The organism is Aeromonas sp. ASNIH7 (assembly GCF_002903485.1).
GTDB classification, from domain to species: domain Bacteria; phylum Pseudomonadota; class Gammaproteobacteria; order Enterobacterales; family Aeromonadaceae; genus Aeromonas; species Aeromonas caviae.
Genome location: NZ_CP026226.1, coordinates 1,992,751 through 2,011,013, shown reverse-complemented (window position 1 = coordinate 2,011,013; position 18,263 = coordinate 1,992,751). Strand labels below are relative to the sequence as shown.

The window sequence follows — 18,263 nt, the reverse complement described above, 5'->3', positions numbered from 1 at the left end:
TTGCCCAACGCGCTGGCGAACCATTCGTTCGACCTCAGTGCCAGCAATGCCTGCAGGCAGTTCCGCCAGTTCTGCGGCGACCGCTTGCTGGAAATCGTTCGCGGCCTGACTGGGCAGTGCACGAGAAAGACTTGCCGCCCGACGCAGTAATGCGGCCAGATTCGCCTCGGTGGCGACCTGAATTGACGTTCACCATGACGCTGCTCTTCTGGCGGTCGTCGTAGCCGTCCCATGTGGGGTCAGTTCACGAAACGGAAAAAATTGTACGCTAAGCCTTTGGCATCAATGATATCGACACCATTTTTTCCACAATTCATAAAGTTGCGCAGTAATTAGTCGACGACTGGCCCTTGCTAAATAATTTTCATTTCAGCATGAGTTGTGCTTTAAAAATTCAATTCTGCAACTACACTCATTGGGCGAACAGAGCGAGAAATCCGCCGTTAATTCCAATAGCGGGTACGCGAATGAATATCAGCTCTTAGGGGAATATTATGTTAAATTGTCTATTCACCGCTGAAGAACTAACCCCCCAATAACCCCTGCGCAAAATGCCCAGTAGCAAACGCCAGCCCCGCTGCGGCCGTACCCATGATCAAAGTCCGGAGTCCTGATCGCATTGCTGGTAAGCCATAGACGATACTTTTAAGCATTCCGATACCCAAGAAGACGACGCCTGCCAAACCAAGACTCGTCAGGAACTGAATCTGACTCTCCATACCCGGGATGGCATAAGGCAGTAAAGGTAAAGCACCAACCGACAAAAATGCGGCGAAGGTAGTCAACGCGGCTCGGCGTGGGCTGAGTCCGGCACCCGAGAGTCCGTACTCTTCTCGCAACATGGTTGCTACCCACACATCGGGATTACGACTGATAGCCTCCACTACTTGCTCCAGCAATTCGCCGTCGAATCCCTTCGCCTGAAACAGCTGGCGAATTTCCTCACGTTCACCTTCTGGCACAGCACGGATATGTTCACGTTCTGTGCGTTCAGCAAATTTGATCTGATTCAACTGCGCCTGGCCCGCTTCGTAATTACTTACCGCCATGCTGAAGCCGTCTGCAATCAGGTTTGCAAAGCCGAGTACCAACGCAACCTGTGGCGAGAAACCTGCGCCGAACGCACCCGATACAACCGCAAACGTTGTAACGCAGCCATCGATGCCGCCAAGCACAGCATCTGGTAGCGTCGAGGCCTTAACGGGACCAGCAAGCCGTGCACGAACGGCATTAGGCTGGTGCTCGCTGAGCAGTCTTTCATTTTCTGTGGATGGCATCTTTCAGCTTCCTGTTCAGGACGCGATTTGGTGCTTTGGGATTATAGGCTCAGTTCGACCTTGTCACTTTATCTGTCAATATACATCTTCAAGATAACGTCCCTGGCCTCTCAGAGTTTCAATATCGATGTGCAAGGGTTTGAGAATGTCTTCTATAACCTGCCGCACAGCCGCCGCCATATCCTGGCCACCACAGACCAGTATCTGCGCACCGGTGTTAACCATCTGTCGCACGGCTAATTCATCCTGTTTGAGCTTATCCTGCACGTAGGCGCGCTCGTCTGTTCTTGAGAAGGCTGTGTTCAGCCCGCTCAGTCGATGATCCTCAAGATAGCGCCCAAGCTCAGGTTGGTAGAGAAAATCTGACCTGGCATCGCGACCGCCCCAGTACAGATACATAGGGTTGCAACTGGTATTGTTTCTGATGAAACCGGTTAACGGACCAATCCCGGCACCTGCACCAACAAGAATCACTGGTCGGTTACCGGTAGCTGGCCGAAAGCCTGGATTGGGGCGGATGAAGCCATCGATACAATCACCCGGCTTGAGGTCATGCAAATAACCGGAGCAAAGACCGCCGGCCTGCTTACGGACGCATATCTCAACAATTTCGTCATTTGCCGAGGACGCGAGCGAGTAGAACCGCGGGGGTTGACCGTGTGGGGGAATAACCCCCAAAAGGTCTCCCGCCTCGAACGGTGGCAGCGCTTTAAATCTTCTTGGAGAAGCCGTTAGCCATCCGCCCTGCTCCGCCGGTTTGAACCGGAAGATACTGGTGGGCGCCTGAACCGCAATCCCGTAATCCGCCCTTTCTACCAGTTCCAGTTTGACCGTTGCTGGCTGCAATGCACAGTAGTTCAAGAAAAGCGGAGTACCGATAACCTCACCAACCCGGTTTCCCCACTCACTGAATTGCGAGGCAGAACACCGATCAATCAGTTCAATGGCGTGCAAACGGCTGACGCCTTTACCGGCGAGCGCAGCATCCACCGACAAGGCAAACTGACAGAAGTTCGGAAACTGCCGGTCACCAAAACCCAGTACCGTGTATCGCAGGTTCTTCTCAGCCCGGAATTCTTTGAGCCTGGCCATAAACTGCCGGGCCGATGCGGGTGCATCACCATCGCCGTATGTCGAAGTCAGCACGAACAGCCTGGAAGCCTGCGGATACTGCTTAGCCAGGGCATTCATCTCGCTGCAATGCACGCGGAAACCGGCCTTATTCAGGCTGCTATGGAGTTCCCGGGCAAATCCCCAGGTGGCATTACCTTCGGAGCCGACCAGAATAATTGTATCCGCCTGAGCGGCATCGGCGTTGTCAGGAAGCTGCCCTGAAGACCGGCGACGCTGCCACCAGATGGTTGCACCTGTTATCGAGAGAGCTGGCACAGTCAGTGCCGCAGCGCCAAGAATCAGGCCAAGCCACCATAGGCCTTCACCGGTGTGCAAACGTACAATCCAGTCCTGCAATACGCCGCTGTCAGAGCGCGGCTGGAACTGCAGCAACTCGCCCGTAGCCTGGTCCACGAATCCGGAGCCGCCGGCGGTTGACAGTGAATAGACATCCTGCGGATCACCGGGATAGGGAAACACCAGTTCCCGGAGTTCGCCAAGATCGAAATTGCCTAGGGCTTTTAAGGTGCCCACAGGCGATGGTTGCCCGCCCGAGACCTCAGCCGGAAACCTTGGCCCGGTGTCAGGCGCTTCAGCCAGCAAACCAAAGCGCTGTGCGGACATATAGCTGCCGGTCAGCGCGGATAACAGTAGGCCGAGCACGGCAAACCGGGCCAATTCGGCATGGATTCGTTTCCCGCCAGAGCCGGAAAGCGGTCTTAATATATTCTTCCAACCCCCGGTACGCCGGGCTATCAAAAATATTCCCGAAAGACACAGAAGCACCATCAAAACAGCCAATACGCCGGCCAGCGCTCTACCGGCATCATCCAGCATAAACGCACGATGCAGATCCTTGATCCAGCCAAAGAATGCGGAAGGTTCGTAGGGCGTGCCCTCACCTGTTACCGGATTCACCAGATCCGCACCGGCCTGGCCGTCACGGCTGTAATAGACAATGACCTTGCCAGAAGGCTCTCGCACGATCTGCTCAGTCCCGGGATAGTGAGCAACGACCCGGTCTGCCAGCTCGGCAATACTGACTTCACCGGAAGCCGGAATGACCGCTGACACTCTATCCAGCGTCGGAGCCAAAGCCAACACAGCTCCCGTGACCGAGAGAACGATCAGGAACACGCCTGCAAGCAAACCCGGTAAACTGTGGAACTTGCGCAACATAATAGCCGATGCTCCTGGTGAATTATTGAAGCTCGTAGGTCAGAGCGCGCACGTAACCACGTCCTGAAACCGGCTTTCCGGACCCTTCGGTGGTCAGGGGGGCTATCACATCGGCTCTGATATCGCGCATATCTTCAACAGCAGAGTCGACTCGAACCTCATAGCCGTTGTCGATCAGCGAATCATCGAGGTTCACAGTCACTTTCAGCGTGCGGCCACTGGTAACACTGGCGCCAGTCAAGCCGTCATACTCTGCAGGATCAAGCCCACTGCCCCGGGCCCAGCCTCCCAGGTGTTTGTAGTATTTAGATTTCTTCCCGGAAACCCAAAGGGTACCCTGATACTCTCCGGCGGCATCGGTAAGATACAGCGCCAGATAGGCTCCATCGCCGCCGTAATTCTGTAGTTCCGTAGTGAAGGTCACGTCACGGGCCTGGGCGAATACCGGTAAAGCCAAGGCGGCGAAAAGGCTGCAAGTGAGAACAAACGTTTTCATAAATGGTCTCCAAAAACCTGATGAACGTTAAAGGAACAGGGCAAATTCGCTCAGTTACTCAACGGTAACCGTGGGACGCCCCTTGACGATGCCGTTGCGTGGCGCCTGACTTTTGGGATTGTCCTGTCCATTTTTCCTGTTGCCGCGGTCCCTCTCCTCATCGTCACTGTCTTCACGCTCCCATTTCATCATGGTCAATGAAGCGGGCGCGAAAGAGGCTTCTGCCCTGATCCCATCGGCATCGAGGCCCCGGACTTCATAACAACCGTCGTCAACCTTTATTCGGTGAACTGTCCAGCCTTCGGCTTCCAGCTTTTCACGCAGATTTTCACGGGGCTGCCAACTCGCCACCGGATCATCGCAGTCGTCATCGGCCAGTGCGGTGCCGCTCAGAAGTAACAAAGACAGGCTCAGAATAATGGGTTTGGTCTTCATGGTGTCTCTCCTGCTGGTTGTGTTAAATCCACTCTAAGGCGCTAACCTGACAACGACCTGAACAAACGAGGCCATTTCAGCGGAACTGAAAAGCTTCTTTATGGAAGCGAGTCAGGCGGAAGGGTGCTGCCCGCAAGCCGTTTCTAATGGCTTCCCCCAGCCCTGCCGGGCCGCAGAACCAGACCTCTGCGCCTGCTGCCGAGCGTCCGTTGGTAGACAACGTCTCGGCAGACAACCTCTGCCCCTTGCTGCTGTCATGAATCTCGAGGTGTATTCCGGGAAAGCCATCGCAAAGCGCCCGAAGTCGATCCACCATGGGATCCTGGCCGGCGTTGCGCGTGCAGTAATGCAGATCGGCTTCAGGCACGGTGGCGTCGGTGGCGCTGCTTAGAGCTTCGAGCCAGGCCAGAAACGGCGTGATCCCGATGCCACCGGCTATCCAGATCTGGTGGGATTTGCGGTTGCGGCGATCGAAGTTAAAACAGCCGTAAGGGCCTTCTATATTTACAGTTTGCCCCACGCTGATTTTCTGGCTCAGATTGCGGGTAAAGTCTCCGAGGGATTTGATGAGGAAGGTAACAGTGCCATTTTCCCGATCCGCACTGGCGATGGTGAACGGGTGCGCACCCTCAATCCGGTCGAAGGTCACAAAGGCGAATTGCCCCGCACGGTGACCGGGCCATGCCGGCCCCATGTGGCAGGTAACTTCGGTGACGTCCCGGTCTGGTGTTTTGATCGCGGTGACCATGCCGCGAACCTGGCGACGACGACCAACTCTGCCGGTCAAAGATAGCCCGCTGGCGATGCTCCCGCCAAAGAGCAAAATGGCCATCAGTAGTCCGATTGGCTGCTGCCACCATTGCAGCGGAGTCAGCCACGCCGCGTGGAAAGCGAGCAACAGATAAAGCACCGGCATGCCGCGATGCAAATAACGCCAGTATTTGTAGGGAAACTTGCGCCACAAAGTGATCAACAGCATGGCGAACAGCAGATAGACGGCGAACTCCCCTACCTCTTCCGCAGCATCGCGCATGGTGTCGATGAACCCGGAATAATCCTGATCGTGCAGCCTGCCGGCCTTTCCGAAAATCGACTCTATAACATCGTCACCCATTTCAATCAGCCAATGAGCTGCCGCGAATACCACTGCCAGAATGCCCGCCCATTTGTGGGTGCGATAGATCTGATCCAACCCGCCCAGCGGTCTCTCCAACCAGGCTGGGCGCAGTGCCAGCATCATGGTCAGTGACATCAGAGCAATGGATAACAGCCCACTGAGCAGCAGGCTCTGGTCATAGACTGCCCAGGGAGAACCGGCCCCAGGACCTGCAAAGAGGTTCCAGGCCCATAGGCCCAAAACCAACACAACGAAAGGAAAAATCATCCGCATCATCACATCTCCTGCGATCGGTACCTGGAATATTCCCCCGAAGGCTAGCGCCCAAACCTGACAGCCAGCTGAAGGTCGGTGAAGAGAGATCGAAGCGTTATTGACCATTCAGGCTGTTGTCAGGTTCGAGCTGTAGTATCTTGATTTCAGGGCTGGGTCAGAGGTGAACAATGCGGGTTCTTTTGGTGGAGGATACGGCGGGATTGGGCGAGGCGGTCCGGGATCAGATTGCGGACGACGGCCACGCCGTGGACTGGGTGCAAACTCTGCGCTTTGCTGAGGCGAGTATCAGGACCACAGCCTACGACCTGATTCTGCTGGACCTGATGCTGCCCGACGGCCATGGCTTCGGCTTTTTGCGAACGATCCGGGCTACCGGAATAACAACACCGGTGATCATTCTGACCGCCAGGGATCAGGTGTCTGACCGGATTGAAGGATTGAATGCCGGTGCTGACGACTACCTGGTCAAACCCTTTGATCTTTCGGAGTTGTCGGCCCGCGTGGCCGCGGCGGCTCGCCGATATCGCGGCAATCCAAGCCCGATCATACAAGTGGGCGAGCTGATGATTGATCTTGGCGATCACCGCATCAGTCGCAACGGCCTGCCGGTAGAACTTACGGCACGGGAGTGGGCATTGTTTGAGGGCTTTATCCAGCGACCCGGAATGCTGTTATCGCGATCGCAACTGGAGGATCGTCTATACGCTTTCGGGGCCGAAATCGAAAGTAACACCATCGAAGTTTATGTCAGCCGTCTGCGTAAAAAGCTGGGGCGGGACGCTATCGTAACCGTCAGGGGAATGGGCTATCGCCTGGAAACACATGACCACTAGAACCAGCCTGCAAAAAACACTCGGTATCGGCCTGACACTCGGTGTCACCCTACTCTGGCTGTTGGGCGTGACCGCTTCGGGACTGGTGGCACAGCATGAAATGAACGAGGTCTTCGACAGTGCCCTGGAAGAAACCGCCCAGCGCATACTGCCACTGGCGGTCACCGACATCCTGAACCGTGAGAACGGCGCGGGCAATCAAAAGGCCCCAGCCCTGAAAGACCATGACGAATACCTGACCTATCTGGTACGGGACGAAGCTGGAAATATTCTGCTCCAGTCCCACGATGCCGACCCTGGCGTGTTTAGCAGGACCCCCGCGGAAGGGTTTTCAGATACTCTGACCCACCGGCTATATGGCGTATCTGCAGTCAGCAATACCATCTATCTTGAAGTGGCCGAACCCTTGGCGCACCGGCGTGAATCCGCTCTGGAGGCGGGATTAGCCTTACTGTTGCCTTTACTGGTGCTGATTCCGGTCAGCCTGTTGGGTGTCTGGTGGATTGTCCGGCTTTCCCTTCGTAAGGTGGTCGATTTTCAGCAAGACATTGAATCCCGCGGCGCGGGAGATCTGTCCCCTGTTGTAGAAGAGCAGTTACCCCGTGAATTTGAACCAATCGCCGGTGCCATCAACCGGCTGCTTGAGCGTTTGCATCGTGCTCTCGAATCAGAACGCAGCTTTACCGCCAACAGTGCCCATGAATTGCGAACTCCCCTGGCAACAGCGCTTGCCAAAGTGCAGCGACTGAAAACCAGAATGCCCGATGATTATCTCAAGAATGATGTTGCAGAAATTGAAGAAGCGTTACGCAGTCTCTCGGTGCTGTCCGGAAAACTGCTCGAGTTGGCAAAAGCAGAAGGTGGCGGTGCACTCTCACAAAGCCAGCAGGATCTTGTGCCCATCCTCGCGATGATTGCCCGGGATTTTGAGGCCCAGGCACCCGGGCGAGTTGTTTTATCCCTGCCGGAGCGCGAAGTGAACTCCTTTCTTGATCCCGATGCCTTCGCCATCCTGGTGCGTAACCTGATCGAGAATGCCCTTAAGCATGGTTCCCGTAGCGAGCCGGTGAAGATCAACCTGAACGATAATGGGGTTTTAAGGGTCTGCAATGGCGGTGCAAGAGTGCCACCGGAACAGCTCGCTCTTTTAAGAAACCGGTTTGCACGCGCCAAAACGGACGCTGCAGGTTCTGGCCTGGGCCTCGCGATTGCCGATGCGATTGCTAAAGGTGCCGGCATGACCCTGCATCTCAGATCGCCGGCAACAGGACGGCAGGATGGTTTTGAAGCGGAGCTGAATCTGGCATGTATCTGACACTCACCGACATTGTGCTGCTGACGAGCATCATTCAATCGCTGGCTCTTGCCGTTTTTCTCCTACTTCCATCCAACAGTGGGCTCATATCTAACCGACTCCTGGTTGCCACTCTGGTGTTCTTCGCCGCCGGGCTGGGAGAGATCTTCCTCTATGGCAGCGGGCTTGCGCTCCAGTACCCAAACTTCGCCTACCTCGGAACACTCATCGGACTTCTACAAGCCGGCACGCTCTATCTATATGCGCAATCGCTGATGTATCAGAATTTCCAGTTAAGCGGGAAGCATCTCGTGCACACGTTGCTCTTCTGGGTGGTCGGCGCAATTTTTCTGATTGAATATTATTTACAGCCAAGCGAGACCAAAGTTCAGATTCTGCTTGAACGGGACCACCCGGGCGTACTTACCTCTCCCCTTCTTGCAGTCGCTATTCACGCGGTCTTTCTGGGCTACCTGTACGCGACTATTCGTGCGATTAACCGTTTCGGCCTTGGTATTCGACAGATTTTCTCGAGTATTGAAAACAAACAACTTGCGTGGTTACGGACGCTTCTGATCGGCTATGCAGTGGCTTGGACCGTGAGCATGATGTACTGCCTTACAGCGCATGTGTTTAGAAGCGTGCCCGGAACCGAGTGGGTGGCCGGCGCTGGCGCTGTAACGGGCTTCATTTTCATCAATTTTCTGATGATAAACTCTCTTCGCCAACCCGTTGTTTTCTCTGGATTGGCAGCAGACCAGGCCGCCTTGCTGGAAGAAGAGCCCACGCCGCAGTTTGATCAAACTTTAAAGGTCAGGCTCCAACAGTTAATGCACCAGGAAAAGCCCCACTTGCACCCCAACCTGACCCTGGAACAACTTTCACGGAAATTGGGCGCCCCTTCAAGAGAGGTTTCACGGGCCATTAACCAAGGCTTTGGCTGCAATTTCTTTGAGTTCGTCAGTCGCTATCGCATCGACGAGGCGAAATCGCGCCTGGCCGATGCAGCCAATCAGGCAAATATTCTGCAAACTATGTATGACTCTGGCTTCAACTCGAAGTCCGTATTCAACACTGCTTTCAAGAAAGAGACAGGATTTACCCCCAGTGAATATCGCCGACGAGCCCTGCAGGGCGATATCCGACCCTAGCCACGATCCTGAACCTGGCTACCCGGCGTTCGAGTACGCTCTCACCCGATACTGAAACCTCTAAACAGCTGAATTGTAGGTTTTTATTTCTAAACCATGGCATCGGTTCGGTTTCGTACTTGCGAACGATTCTTTGGCCTCCCTTCCGTACTCTGATTGCCAAGCGCCACCAAACCCGGTGCTCGTGAAGCTCAACGCAATACCTGATTACCCATGATTAGCAGTCACCACGAGCTATACTGATCTTACGTACAGTTACTGAGGTGCGAGATCATGGCCAAAAGCAAAGTCCAATTCCAGAAAGGCTACAGCCTGTTTGATTTTTTCAAGGACTATGGCACTGAAGCGCAGTGCGAAAACGCGCTGCTTGCTTGGCGTTTTCCGAACGGTTTCATCTGTCCTGAGTGCGCCAACAAGACCTGCTGTCGCCTGAAAAGTCGGCCACGCGTGCTGCAATGCAATAACTGCCGTCACCAGATGTCATTGACTGGAAACACGATTTTTGCAAACACAAAACTCCCACTGACCAAGTGGTTTCTGGCGATGCAGCTGCTGTCACAGACCAAAACTGGCTTGTCAGCGATGGAGCTAAAGCGCCAGTTGGACGTCAAATATGACACCGCCTGGATGCTCAAGCACAAGCTGCTGCAAGCCATGAAAGAGTCCGATGACAAGCAGCCCATCAGCGGCATCATTCAGCTCGATGATGTCTACTGGGGTGGCGAGCACCGTGGTGGCAAACGGGGTCGGGGCGCGGCAGGCAAGACGCCGTTTGTGGCAGCAGTGGCCCTGAACAAGGAAGGACATCCAATCAAGATGCGGATGACGGTGGTCGATGGTTTCAAAACCAAGTCCGTTGCTGATTGGGCAAAACGGCATATTGCCAGTGGTAGCGCGGTGATATCCGATGGATTGGCCTGTTTCAAAGCGGTCAAGGAGGCCAATTGTGAGCACCTGGGTGTTGTCACCGGGGGCAACCTGGACTGGCTGGATCATCCGGCATTCAACTGGGTAAACACGATGATAGGAAATGTGAAAAACTCGCTGCGGGGCAGTTGCCATACGCTCGGAGCGAAGCATTTACCAAGGCATCTTGCGGAATACTGCTTCCGGTTTAATCATCGTTTTGACCTCAAGAGCATGTTGGTTGAATTGGGGCATGCAGTCGTGGCAAGCCCTCCGATGCCATATCGGCTCTTGAAGCTGGCTGAGGGTCATGGGTAATCAGGACGCAATATGAAGAGGTCATGTATGAAAACCAAATTACGCAAAACCGCTGTTCCCGCAGTGGCCGCAGCAATCTTCAGCCTGATGTTTGCCGGTAGCGCCCAAGCTCATTGTGATGCTCTGGACGGTCCCGTGATTACCGAAGCCCGTGCGGCACTGGAGTCAGGCAATGTTAAGCCCTTGCTCAAATGGGTGCCAGGGTGAGAGCGTGAACATTTTGTTAAATTTCACCCAGTTTTTTGAGACCCGCATTGAGTACCGTTTCCAGATATTCACTGCTCATTCCTGCGATTTTTTGCTTCCGTCTTACGCTCGCCTTGCGTGAAGTCTCGGCCCTGAGCATGTTCAGCCCCATGTGCCGGATGCACGCCAAAATCTCTGCGGCATCACCGCGATAAATCGGGCAATCATCCTCGCCCATCGTGACGTCCAGCACCCAGTGCAGGCTATTTTCGATGGCCCAGTGCCCACGCACCGCTCGCGCAAACTCATCCTGCACCAACGCTTTGGAACTGATGAAATAACGCTGCTCTATGGTAATTTTTTGCATATTTTCAACGCGATAGGAGATGGCCACGCCAATGCTGTGCAACTGTTTCCAATGAGGAAACTGGGCGGCCAACTCGCCCGCCGCCATGACATGGTACTCACGACCATCGATGCGGCCATGAGCCTTCTCAAGCGTCATCGTCTCTGCGCATAACGGGGTGGCCGCCAGCGGGGCGAGGGCCTGTCGAACCGCCTCGAACAACTTGGGTTGGTTGCCTTTGACGGCCAATAAGTAATCGCCACCTTGCTGAAGGATGGTCTCGGCGATCTCGGTCTGGCACCCCATCGCATCGATGGATACCAGGCAGCCTTTGATGTCGAGCAGCGCCAGCAACTCGGGAATAGCGGTAATTTCATTGGACTTGGCGTCGGTTTTTATCTGTCCGAGCACCAGCTTATTGGCGGCGGCATAGGCACTGACCATGTGAATGGTCGACGTTCGATCCTCACGGTCATAGGAACTGCGCAGGGTTTTGCCATCGATAGCGACCAGGGCGCCATCGGTGTGCTGGTTAATGGCTTGAGTCCACCGCACAAAGGCGGCCTGAAACGGCTCTGGTTTGATGCCGGAGATGATCCTGGCAATGGTGTCATGGACAGGAATGCCGTTTTTAAACAGTCCCTTGGATTGAAACCAGGGAAGATGAACCTCGCCGAAATCCTCAATATCTTCCCAGCCCTCAGCCCCGCCGATCACGGCACAGACGGTGAGAAACAGGACATCGTAGAAGGGATAATAAATCTTGGCATGCTGGCGAGGGTCGTGAATATTGTCGAAGAACTGAGCGAAAACGGCATCAATAGACATGAGAGCACTCCTGAAAAGGAGCATGAGATCACAGCCGGATCACCAGGTCAAATTTCAGGGTGAGGATGTGAGCAAATTGTTAACTATGGAAATCATGGAAATTATCATTTTTTGGATTTCATGCGCATTTTTTGAGCTGAAATGACGTGCAGTGACGATTAAAAAGTGTGAAGGCGATCCTGACTATAAAGTTAACTGCATATCACAGGCCTATAAGTATTTGTTTTGTAGGCAAAAAACTATTTTTAATTTTTAACAAAATGTTCACGATCTCGCCCTGCCGCCAGATCCAGAAATTGCACGATAAAGCCAGAGAGCAATATGGTGCCGTGAGTGCAGTGCAATATGCCAATGAAACCATCAGTTTACTGGATGAATACAGCGATGTATTGACCCAAGCTCGAGTTAAAACGCTGGAGCAGAATTTTGAAGTGGCCTACCGAAAATTGGCCAGAAAAGAAGATCTGCAGATTAAGGCCAGGATCAATCCTCACACCTTTGATGTGGAGCTGGTAGACGAAGCTGGGATTGCTATCAATAGAAAGTCACTCTCTGCCGGTGAGAAGCAAATTTATGCCATCGCGATCTTGGAAGCCTTGGCTAAAACATCTGGTAGACAACTGCCGGTCATTATTGATACCCCGCTGGGGCGCCTTGACTCACACCATAGAGACAAGCTGATTCATCACTACTTCCCCTTTGCCAGTCATCAGGTGATATTGCTGTCGACTGATACAGAAGTGGATGAACGCTATTTTGCCAGTGCTCTGGCTGATGATATCTCTCATGCCTATCAGATCCGCTTTGATGCGCTGACCAAGTCATCACAGCTGACCAAGGGCTGACTCTTATACACAAGTAGCGCCCTGAACGGAACCATTCCCGTTTTCCAGGATCTGATCTTCCATGTGACCTCCTAACATGGTAACGATCATGATAACTTCTGCTCTTCATCGTGCGGCTGACTGGGCTAAATCTGTGTTCTCTTCGGCGGCGCTGGGTGATCCTCGCCGTACCACCCGTCTGGTTAACGTCGCCGCTCAATTGGCAAAATGTTCTGGAAAATCAATAACCATCTCATCAGAGGGCTGTGAAGCCATGCAGGAAGGCGCTTACCGATTTATCCGCAATCCCAACGTCTCTGCCGAGGCGATCAGAAAGGCTGGCGCCATGCAAACCGTCAAGTTAGCTCAGGCGTTTCCCGAACTGCTGGCCATTGAGGACACCACTTCTTTGAGTTATCGCCACCAGGTCGCCGAAGAGCTTGGCAAGCTGGGTGCTATTGGAGATAAATCCCGCGGATGGTGGGTTCACTCCGTTCTCTTGCTCGAGGCCACTACATTCCGCACCGTAGGATTACTGCATCAGGAGTGGTGGATGCGCCCGGATGACCCTGCCGACGCGGATGAAAAGGAGAGTGGCAAATGGCTGGCTGCGGCCGCAACTAGCCGGTTACGCATGGGCAGTATGATGAGCAACGTGATTGCGGTCTGTGACCGCGAAGCCGATATCCATGCTTACCTGCAGGACAAACTGACACATAAAGAGCGATTTGTAGTGCGCTCCAAGCACCCGCGCAAGGACACTGGCTCCGGATTGTATCTGTACGACCATCTGAAAAACCAACCGGAGCTGGGTGGCTATCAGATCAGCATCCCGCAAAAGGGCGTGGTGGATAAACGCGGTAAACGTAAAAATCGACCCGCCCGCAAGGCGAGCTTGAGCCTGCGCAGTGGGCGCATCACGCTAAAACAGGGGAATATCACGCTCAATGCGGTGTTGGCCGAGGAGATTAACCCGCCCAAGGGTGAGACCCCGTTGAAATGGTTGTTGTTAACCAGTGAACCCGTCGAGTCACTAGCCCAAGCCTTGCGGGTCATCGACATATACACCCATCGCTGGCGGATCGAGGAGTTCCATAAGGCATGGAAAACCGGAGCTGGAGCCGAGAGGCAACGCATGGAGGAGCCGGATAATCTGGAGCGGATGGTCTCGATCCTCTCGTTTGTCGCGGTCAGGCTGTTACAGCTCAGAGAAAGCTTCACGCTGCCGCAAGCACTCAGGGCGCAAGGGCTGCTAAAGGAAGCGGAACACGTAGAAAGCCAGTCAGCTGAAACGGTGCTGACTCAGGATGAATGTCAGCTACTGGGCTATCTGGACAAGGGAAAACGCAAGCGCAAAGAGAAAGCAGGTAGCTTGCAGTGGGCTTACATGGCGATAGCCAGACTGGGCGGTTTTATGGACAGCAAGCGAACCGGAATTGCCAGCTGGGGCGCCCTCTGGGAAGGTTGGGAAGCCCTGCAAAGTAAACTGGATGGCTTTCTTGCCGCCAAGGATCTGATGGCGCAGGGGATCAAGATCTGATCAAGAGACAGCATCAAGACTCTTCTGGAAAATGACAAACGATTAATTCATAAATGAAGTTCCAGCAATTCATTTGAATCACACAAAATTATCTGTAAGGGCGGAGAATACACTATATGAACAAGACGTATTTTTTTATATTGTTTTTCAGCTTTTCAAATTCAATTCAGGCTGAAATACTCACATTTGCGACTTGGAACTTGGCGTGGCATAGATCTTCTCCTCTAAGTCAGGCTCAGTTTGACGATTGCAAAAAAATTATTGCTGCTGATCGAGAAAAACTCGATGAAACACATCCATACCGATGGGAATGCAAATCTCCTGAGCAGATAGCGGACATGAAGGCTGTCGCAAAAAAACTAAATGCGGACATTATCTCCGTGCAAGAAGTAGAAAGCCCAGAATCACTTCAACAAATTTGGCCAAAGGATGAGTACGACGCATACGTGAATATGAACAGCCCTTGGATACAGCGCACAGGGTTTGTCGTCCGAAAATCAAGCGGTCTGAAAATTGGGGCGCTGGGTGATATTTACCAACTTGGAGCTGCCTTTAAGGATCACTCTAGGCATGGAGCAGAGCTGCCGTTGACCATCAATGGAGTGACTATCAAACTATTGTCAGTACATCTGAAGAGCGGTTGTTTTGATTATGCGCTGAATAGTGGGCATGCAACCAAGCGAGACCGCGCGAATGGCGTCGTAACTTGTGATGTTCTTAAGAACCAAGCACCAGCACTTGAGACTTGGCTAGATAGCACAATTAAATCTGGCTTTTCTGCAATCATAATTGGAGATTTCAACCGTAGATTTGACTCCGCAGTTGAGCGCGAGACGGACTCTAAAGTGAGCCTTTATGCAGAACTCTCTGATAAAGAGCCCTTTGGCGCAGACCTATTTCGCCCAACCGATGGGTTTGAGGCATTGCCAGAGTGCAGGGGTGGCGGCTCCAAATGGCTCATTGATCATGCGTTAATGAGCAGCGAATTAATGAACCATTATGTGACTGGCTCATTACTTGAGTTACCGGTACCTATGAAAGGCTCGGATCATTGTCCTATCTCTTTCAAGATGAAATTCTAAACAACAAGCCGGCGGAAGATGGAGCTAAAGATACCGCCCAACCCGGCGTTCGAGCGGGGCGCCGCAAAAGCGGGACGCCCCTCAACTCTATGTTAGGCTCTTAAAGAGCAAGCCATGAAAAGTGCCGCTTTTATAAACGTTGGAGCTTGGGGCGCCGATTAACTTCTTGAAGTTGCCAAAGGAATCACAGATCTATAATTGTCGCAGGGATTCAGCGGGAGGAGAACCATGAGTATTTTGCTTACGCGTCGTACGTTGCTTTTGGCGGGGTTGTCCGCTGCATTCGTTTCTGCAATTCCAAGCATTGCCCTTGCGGATGACTTCTCGGGCTTCGAGCGCTCTGAAATCGGACCGGGGGCCTTGCCTAAAAAGCCATATAAACCAGAAGTAACGGGACCGGCGAGTAGCCAGATATATGATGCATTAACTGCCTTTGCGGAGACCGCAATTGCAGCATGGGGGTTTAAAGATCCGCCTAATCGGACGGACATCTCGACCTACGCGTCGAAACAACTCCCCGCCTTGCTCGATCTAAAGACTACGACCCAAGGCGAAGACAGCTACCTAACCGAATATGAGAACGCCGCGACGATTTGGAACCAAGCGGTCCAGCGTCTTGGTGGTGCGGAAGCAGCTTTCGCGCACGTTCTATTCGCTTGTCGGGCCGACAAGAGCCTGAATGCTCCCCGGTTAACCCGAGCGCGCACCCTGGTCTTTGACGAATTGGTGCGGCACATGGTCTCGAGAGGTGGTTTCTACATCTTCGGGTTTACCAACTTCGAGGGTTTTCAAGGCGGCCTTCCGGAAATCCCGGGTACGTACCGGAGGAGCAAGGTATGAGCAAGACAACCATAATTGTGGGCTCCGGCGTGGCCGCCGTTGCTGTTAGTCGCAGCCTGTTGACGGAAAACACTACCGCAAAGGTCGTGATTCTGGAGGCCGGAGAGAACTTTCAGCCTGGAGTTAACAGGCAGCGGGCGTGGGTGGACTTTGTGACGACAAGAACGCCCCCAACCATGCGTTACCAAGACAAAGCAGAAGATGCTGACATCAATGCCAACAGTATCTTTGATTTGGTTGGTGGACGGTTGATCGTAAAAGGAGGCAGCACCAATCATTGGGGCGGCTGGAGTCTTAGGATGAAGCCTGAGGACTTTCGCCTCGGGGACGCCCGACCGGGTGCATTGAATTGGGAAATTTCCTACGACGATCTCGAGGAGTTCTACCATAAGGCCGAATTATTTCTTGACGTCCGTGGTGACTCGAACACGACGTCGGTGCCTCGGAAGGGTAAGAAATACCCGCAAAAACCTTTGCCCTATACGGCACTCGGTGGCCTGCTCATTCCAACGCTGAAGTCGCTGGGCGCCAATGCATACGAACCTCTTCCTCTGGCGCGCCACGCGTGGTGTGTAACCTCCGGAACGTGTCGCTTTTGTCCCGTTGGCGCGCGCTATGAGGCAGCAGCGGATTTGGACAAGCTGGTTGTGGAGTTCAATTCACGAGTGCAGGTCATCGTAGGAGCCCCCGTTATTTCGATCGACATGAAGGACAAGAAGACCGCCGTGGGCGTCACCTATATCAACCGATCAACTGGAAAAAAGGAACAACTGCTCGGCGACCGGGTGGTGGTTGCATCCGGGACTATAGAGAGCCCCAAGATCCTTCAAGCCTCAACTAGCACCTTCTGGCCAAGAGGCATCGGGAATGACACGGACCATGTAGGCCGCTATTTGGTCACTCACCCTCTTCTGAGCGCTTACGGTCGCATCGAGAACAATACAGAGCGTCTTGAGCAGGAGGTCGACTTTCCGACCATGGCTTCTCGATTCTTCGATACGCCACAGTATCAAAAGGGTGGGAAAATGTTCTTTGTTCGCGACGGAAAGTACATCGTGATGAAGCCCGCCGAGAAACTGATAGAAGGCGTGTCGCCGGACGAAATAAATGCACACATCGCATCGAAGACTCGAATGGAACTGAGGGCGCTAATCGAAGCATTCCCTGCTCCACAGAATCGTGTCACGGTCGCGAATGGAGGGGGCGCAACTGGGACGGGACTCCCTCGGTCAAAAATCGACTATGCCGAACACCCAGATACAGCGACCGCACGTGTCGCGCACATGGAGCGGCTGCGGGATATCCTCTACAAGGCCGGTCTGAAACCAGCCGATCCAGGCCCGCCGAGCCGTTCTCGAGCCGACCATTCGACCGGTACTTGTCGAATGTCTAGTTCAGCAGCCACCGGTGTCGTCGACAAAAATCTGTGTGTACATGACACCGAGAATATCTACGTCGCCTCAAACGCTGTATTTCCGAACTCCGGTGCGGTCAACCCAACCCTTACGTTGGTCGCTTTGAGCCTCCGTCTTGGAAAGCATCTAGCTAAATCATAGATTCGATGGCGTGATTCTCGGGTATGTTGTTTAAGTTGCATTAAAAAATGCCTAACAAGTCGTTCAAGGCGACCGCGCTACGCGCGGCGCCTTAACTCCAGCATTAGTGACGGCTTTTGACTGCTTTGAGCCTGCCGCATCTGGCTGGAGTCGGCCAGAAGCAGTCCGTCATCCTCTATCAGTCCGGGATGACCACGCCGTGCTGCATTAGGCTGCTCCAATAGTGCGGTATGACGGCCAACGAGTCCCACTTTACGAAGCTATGGAAGATCGGTTAGTCGGTATTTGCCGGTGTCGATCTTCACTATGAGCTTCTGCGCGCAGAGGCTACTGATCGTGCGCCCCACAAGGCTCTCGAGGGAGCCAACTAAATCGTCGACGACCAAGGAAGGTGCGAACAAGTCCCCGGTATGAGATCATCAAGCCATCTTGGCATGAGGGATGATGTTCAACATGAGTCACCAGCTCACCTTCGCTGACTGCGAGTTCAATGGCAAACGCCGTCAGACTCGAAAAGAGAGGTTCTTTGCCCGCATGGAGGCACTGCTCCTCTGGTCAAGCATGCTGACCATCATCGAACCGGTCTATCCCAAGGCTGGCAAGGGTCGTCGCCCCTATCCGCTCGACACCATGCAGCGCATTCACTGCATGCAACAGTGGTACCAT

The 18,263-nt window shown here is 53.6% G+C and carries 16 protein-coding genes and 1 pseudogene; 11 read left to right on the top strand and 6 right to left on the bottom strand.

Going from position 1 to position 18,263, the window contains the following annotated elements; genetic code table 11:
• Nucleotides 1-524: 524 nt before the first annotated feature.
• From C2U47_RS09510 to C2U47_RS09490, 5 genes are all read right to left on the bottom strand, one after another.
• Nucleotides 525-1,277, bottom strand: a complete 753-nt coding sequence (locus tag C2U47_RS09510; RefSeq protein WP_011784790.1) for a VIT1/CCC1 transporter family protein — start codon at nt 1,275-1,277, stop codon at nt 525-527.
• Between the two features lie 75 nt (nt 1,278-1,352).
• Nucleotides 1,353-3,569, bottom strand: coding sequence for a PepSY domain-containing protein (locus tag C2U47_RS09505; RefSeq protein ID WP_020833790.1), 2,217 nt, complete (start codon nt 3,567-3,569; stop codon nt 1,353-1,355).
• Nucleotides 3,570-3,591: 22 nt separating this feature from the next.
• Nucleotides 3,592-4,065, bottom strand: coding sequence for a DUF2271 domain-containing protein (locus C2U47_RS09500; protein WP_019677799.1), 474 nt, complete (start codon nt 4,063-4,065; stop codon nt 3,592-3,594).
• Between the two features lie 54 nt (nt 4,066-4,119).
• The gene (locus tag C2U47_RS09495; protein WP_020833791.1) at nt 4,120-4,500 is read right to left on the bottom strand and encodes a PepSY domain-containing protein; all 381 of its coding nucleotides are present in this window, start codon (nt 4,498-4,500) and stop codon (nt 4,120-4,122) included.
• Nucleotides 4,501-4,576: 76 nt separating this feature from the next.
• Entirely contained in the window at nt 4,577-5,893 is a 1,317-nt protein-coding gene (locus C2U47_RS09490; RefSeq protein ID WP_020833792.1) for a ferredoxin reductase family protein, read from the bottom strand.
• A 167-nt stretch (nt 5,894-6,060) separates the two neighbouring features.
• On the opposite strand from C2U47_RS09490, the gene C2U47_RS09485 reads away from it, so the two are divergent.
• From C2U47_RS09485 to C2U47_RS09465, 5 genes are all read left to right on the top strand, one after another.
• Nucleotides 6,061-6,726 carry a response regulator gene (locus tag C2U47_RS09485; RefSeq protein WP_020833793.1) on the top strand — a complete coding sequence of 222 codons (666 nt, stop codon included), beginning with the start codon at nt 6,061-6,063 and terminating at the stop codon, nt 6,724-6,726.
• Nucleotides 6,716-8,041, top strand: coding sequence for an ATP-binding protein (locus C2U47_RS09480; RefSeq protein ID WP_011786649.1), 1,326 nt, complete (start codon nt 6,716-6,718; stop codon nt 8,039-8,041). The genes C2U47_RS09485 and C2U47_RS09480 overlap by 11 nt, the downstream gene beginning before the upstream one ends.
• Nucleotides 8,032-9,171, top strand: a complete 1,140-nt coding sequence (locus C2U47_RS09475; protein WP_052816350.1) for a helix-turn-helix domain-containing protein — start codon at nt 8,032-8,034, stop codon at nt 9,169-9,171. Before C2U47_RS09480 ends, C2U47_RS09475 begins: the two co-directional genes overlap by 10 nt.
• 273 nt (nt 9,172-9,444) lie before the next feature.
• The gene (locus C2U47_RS09470) at nt 9,445-10,395 is read left to right on the top strand and encodes an IS1595 family transposase (protein ID WP_103261612.1); all 951 of its coding nucleotides are present in this window, start codon (nt 9,445-9,447) and stop codon (nt 10,393-10,395) included.
• 27 nt (nt 10,396-10,422) lie between these two features.
• Nucleotides 10,423-10,602: a DUF6448 family protein gene (locus C2U47_RS09465; protein WP_103261611.1), complete on the top strand. Its 180-nt coding sequence runs from the start codon at nt 10,423-10,425 to the stop codon at nt 10,600-10,602.
• A gap of 16 nt (nt 10,603-10,618) precedes the next feature.
• On the opposite strand, the gene C2U47_RS09460 is transcribed toward C2U47_RS09465, so the two are convergent.
• On the bottom strand, nt 10,619-11,755 hold the full coding sequence (locus tag C2U47_RS09460) for an ISAs1-like element ISAs12 family transposase (RefSeq protein ID WP_021141311.1): 1,137 nt from the start codon (nt 11,753-11,755) through the stop codon (nt 10,619-10,621).
• Between the two features lie 167 nt (nt 11,756-11,922).
• Here C2U47_RS09460 and C2U47_RS09455 point away from each other — a divergent pair, with 167 nt between their 5' ends.
• The 6 genes and pseudogenes from C2U47_RS09455 to C2U47_RS09430 all read left to right on the top strand — a co-directional run.
• Nucleotides 11,923-12,600 carry a hypothetical protein gene (locus C2U47_RS09455; protein ID WP_233735879.1) on the top strand — a complete coding sequence of 226 codons (678 nt, stop codon included), beginning with the start codon at nt 11,923-11,925 and terminating at the stop codon, nt 12,598-12,600.
• A gap of 88 nt (nt 12,601-12,688) precedes the next feature.
• The gene (locus tag C2U47_RS09450; protein ID WP_041207141.1) at nt 12,689-14,119 is read left to right on the top strand and encodes an IS4-like element ISAeme22 family transposase; all 1,431 of its coding nucleotides are present in this window, start codon (nt 12,689-12,691) and stop codon (nt 14,117-14,119) included.
• A gap of 116 nt (nt 14,120-14,235) precedes the next feature.
• Complete coding sequence (locus tag C2U47_RS09445) at nt 14,236-15,201, top strand: endonuclease/exonuclease/phosphatase family protein (RefSeq protein WP_103261610.1); 966 nt, start codon at nt 14,236-14,238, stop codon at nt 15,199-15,201.
• Between the two features lie 228 nt (nt 15,202-15,429).
• Complete coding sequence (locus C2U47_RS09440; RefSeq protein ID WP_103261609.1) at nt 15,430-16,041, top strand: hypothetical protein; 612 nt, start codon at nt 15,430-15,432, stop codon at nt 16,039-16,041.
• Entirely contained in the window at nt 16,038-17,597 is a 1,560-nt protein-coding gene (locus C2U47_RS09435) for a GMC oxidoreductase (protein WP_103261608.1), read from the top strand. The genes C2U47_RS09440 and C2U47_RS09435 overlap by 4 nt, the downstream gene beginning before the upstream one ends.
• 453 nt (nt 17,598-18,050) lie before the next feature.
• Nucleotides 18,051-18,263 (top strand): annotated as a pseudogene (locus C2U47_RS09430) (IS5/IS1182 family transposase); the annotation flags it as partial.

Coding starts and splice junctions, on each gene's coding strand:
- C2U47_RS09495 (WP_020833791.1), bottom strand. CDS start 4,500: ATGAAGACCAAACCCATTATTCTGAGCCTGTCTTTGTTACTTCTGAGC.
- C2U47_RS09510 (WP_011784790.1), bottom strand. CDS start 1,277: ATGCCATCCACAGAAAATGAAAGACTGCTCAGCGAGCACCAGCCTAAT.
- C2U47_RS09440 (WP_103261609.1), top strand. CDS start 15,430: ATGAGTATTTTGCTTACGCGTCGTACGTTGCTTTTGGCGGGGTTGTCC.
- C2U47_RS09445 (WP_103261610.1), top strand. CDS start 14,236: ATGAACAAGACGTATTTTTTTATATTGTTTTTCAGCTTTTCAAATTCA.
- C2U47_RS09435 (WP_103261608.1), top strand. CDS start 16,038: ATGAGCAAGACAACCATAATTGTGGGCTCCGGCGTGGCCGCCGTTGCT.
- C2U47_RS09450 (WP_041207141.1), top strand. CDS start 12,689: ATGATAACTTCTGCTCTTCATCGTGCGGCTGACTGGGCTAAATCTGTG.
- C2U47_RS09485 (WP_020833793.1), top strand. CDS start 6,061: ATGCGGGTTCTTTTGGTGGAGGATACGGCGGGATTGGGCGAGGCGGTC.
- C2U47_RS09505 (WP_020833790.1), bottom strand. CDS start 3,569: ATGTTGCGCAAGTTCCACAGTTTACCGGGTTTGCTTGCAGGCGTGTTC.
- C2U47_RS09465 (WP_103261611.1), top strand. CDS start 10,423: ATGAAAACCAAATTACGCAAAACCGCTGTTCCCGCAGTGGCCGCAGCA.
- C2U47_RS09460 (WP_021141311.1), bottom strand. CDS start 11,755: ATGTCTATTGATGCCGTTTTCGCTCAGTTCTTCGACAATATTCACGAC.
- C2U47_RS09490 (WP_020833792.1), bottom strand. CDS start 5,893: ATGATGCGGATGATTTTTCCTTTCGTTGTGTTGGTTTTGGGCCTATGG.
- C2U47_RS09480 (WP_011786649.1), top strand. CDS start 6,716: ATGACCACTAGAACCAGCCTGCAAAAAACACTCGGTATCGGCCTGACA.
- C2U47_RS09470 (WP_103261612.1), top strand. CDS start 9,445: ATGGCCAAAAGCAAAGTCCAATTCCAGAAAGGCTACAGCCTGTTTGAT.
- C2U47_RS09475 (WP_052816350.1), top strand. CDS start 8,032: ATGTATCTGACACTCACCGACATTGTGCTGCTGACGAGCATCATTCAA.
- C2U47_RS09500 (WP_019677799.1), bottom strand. CDS start 4,065: ATGAAAACGTTTGTTCTCACTTGCAGCCTTTTCGCCGCCTTGGCTTTA.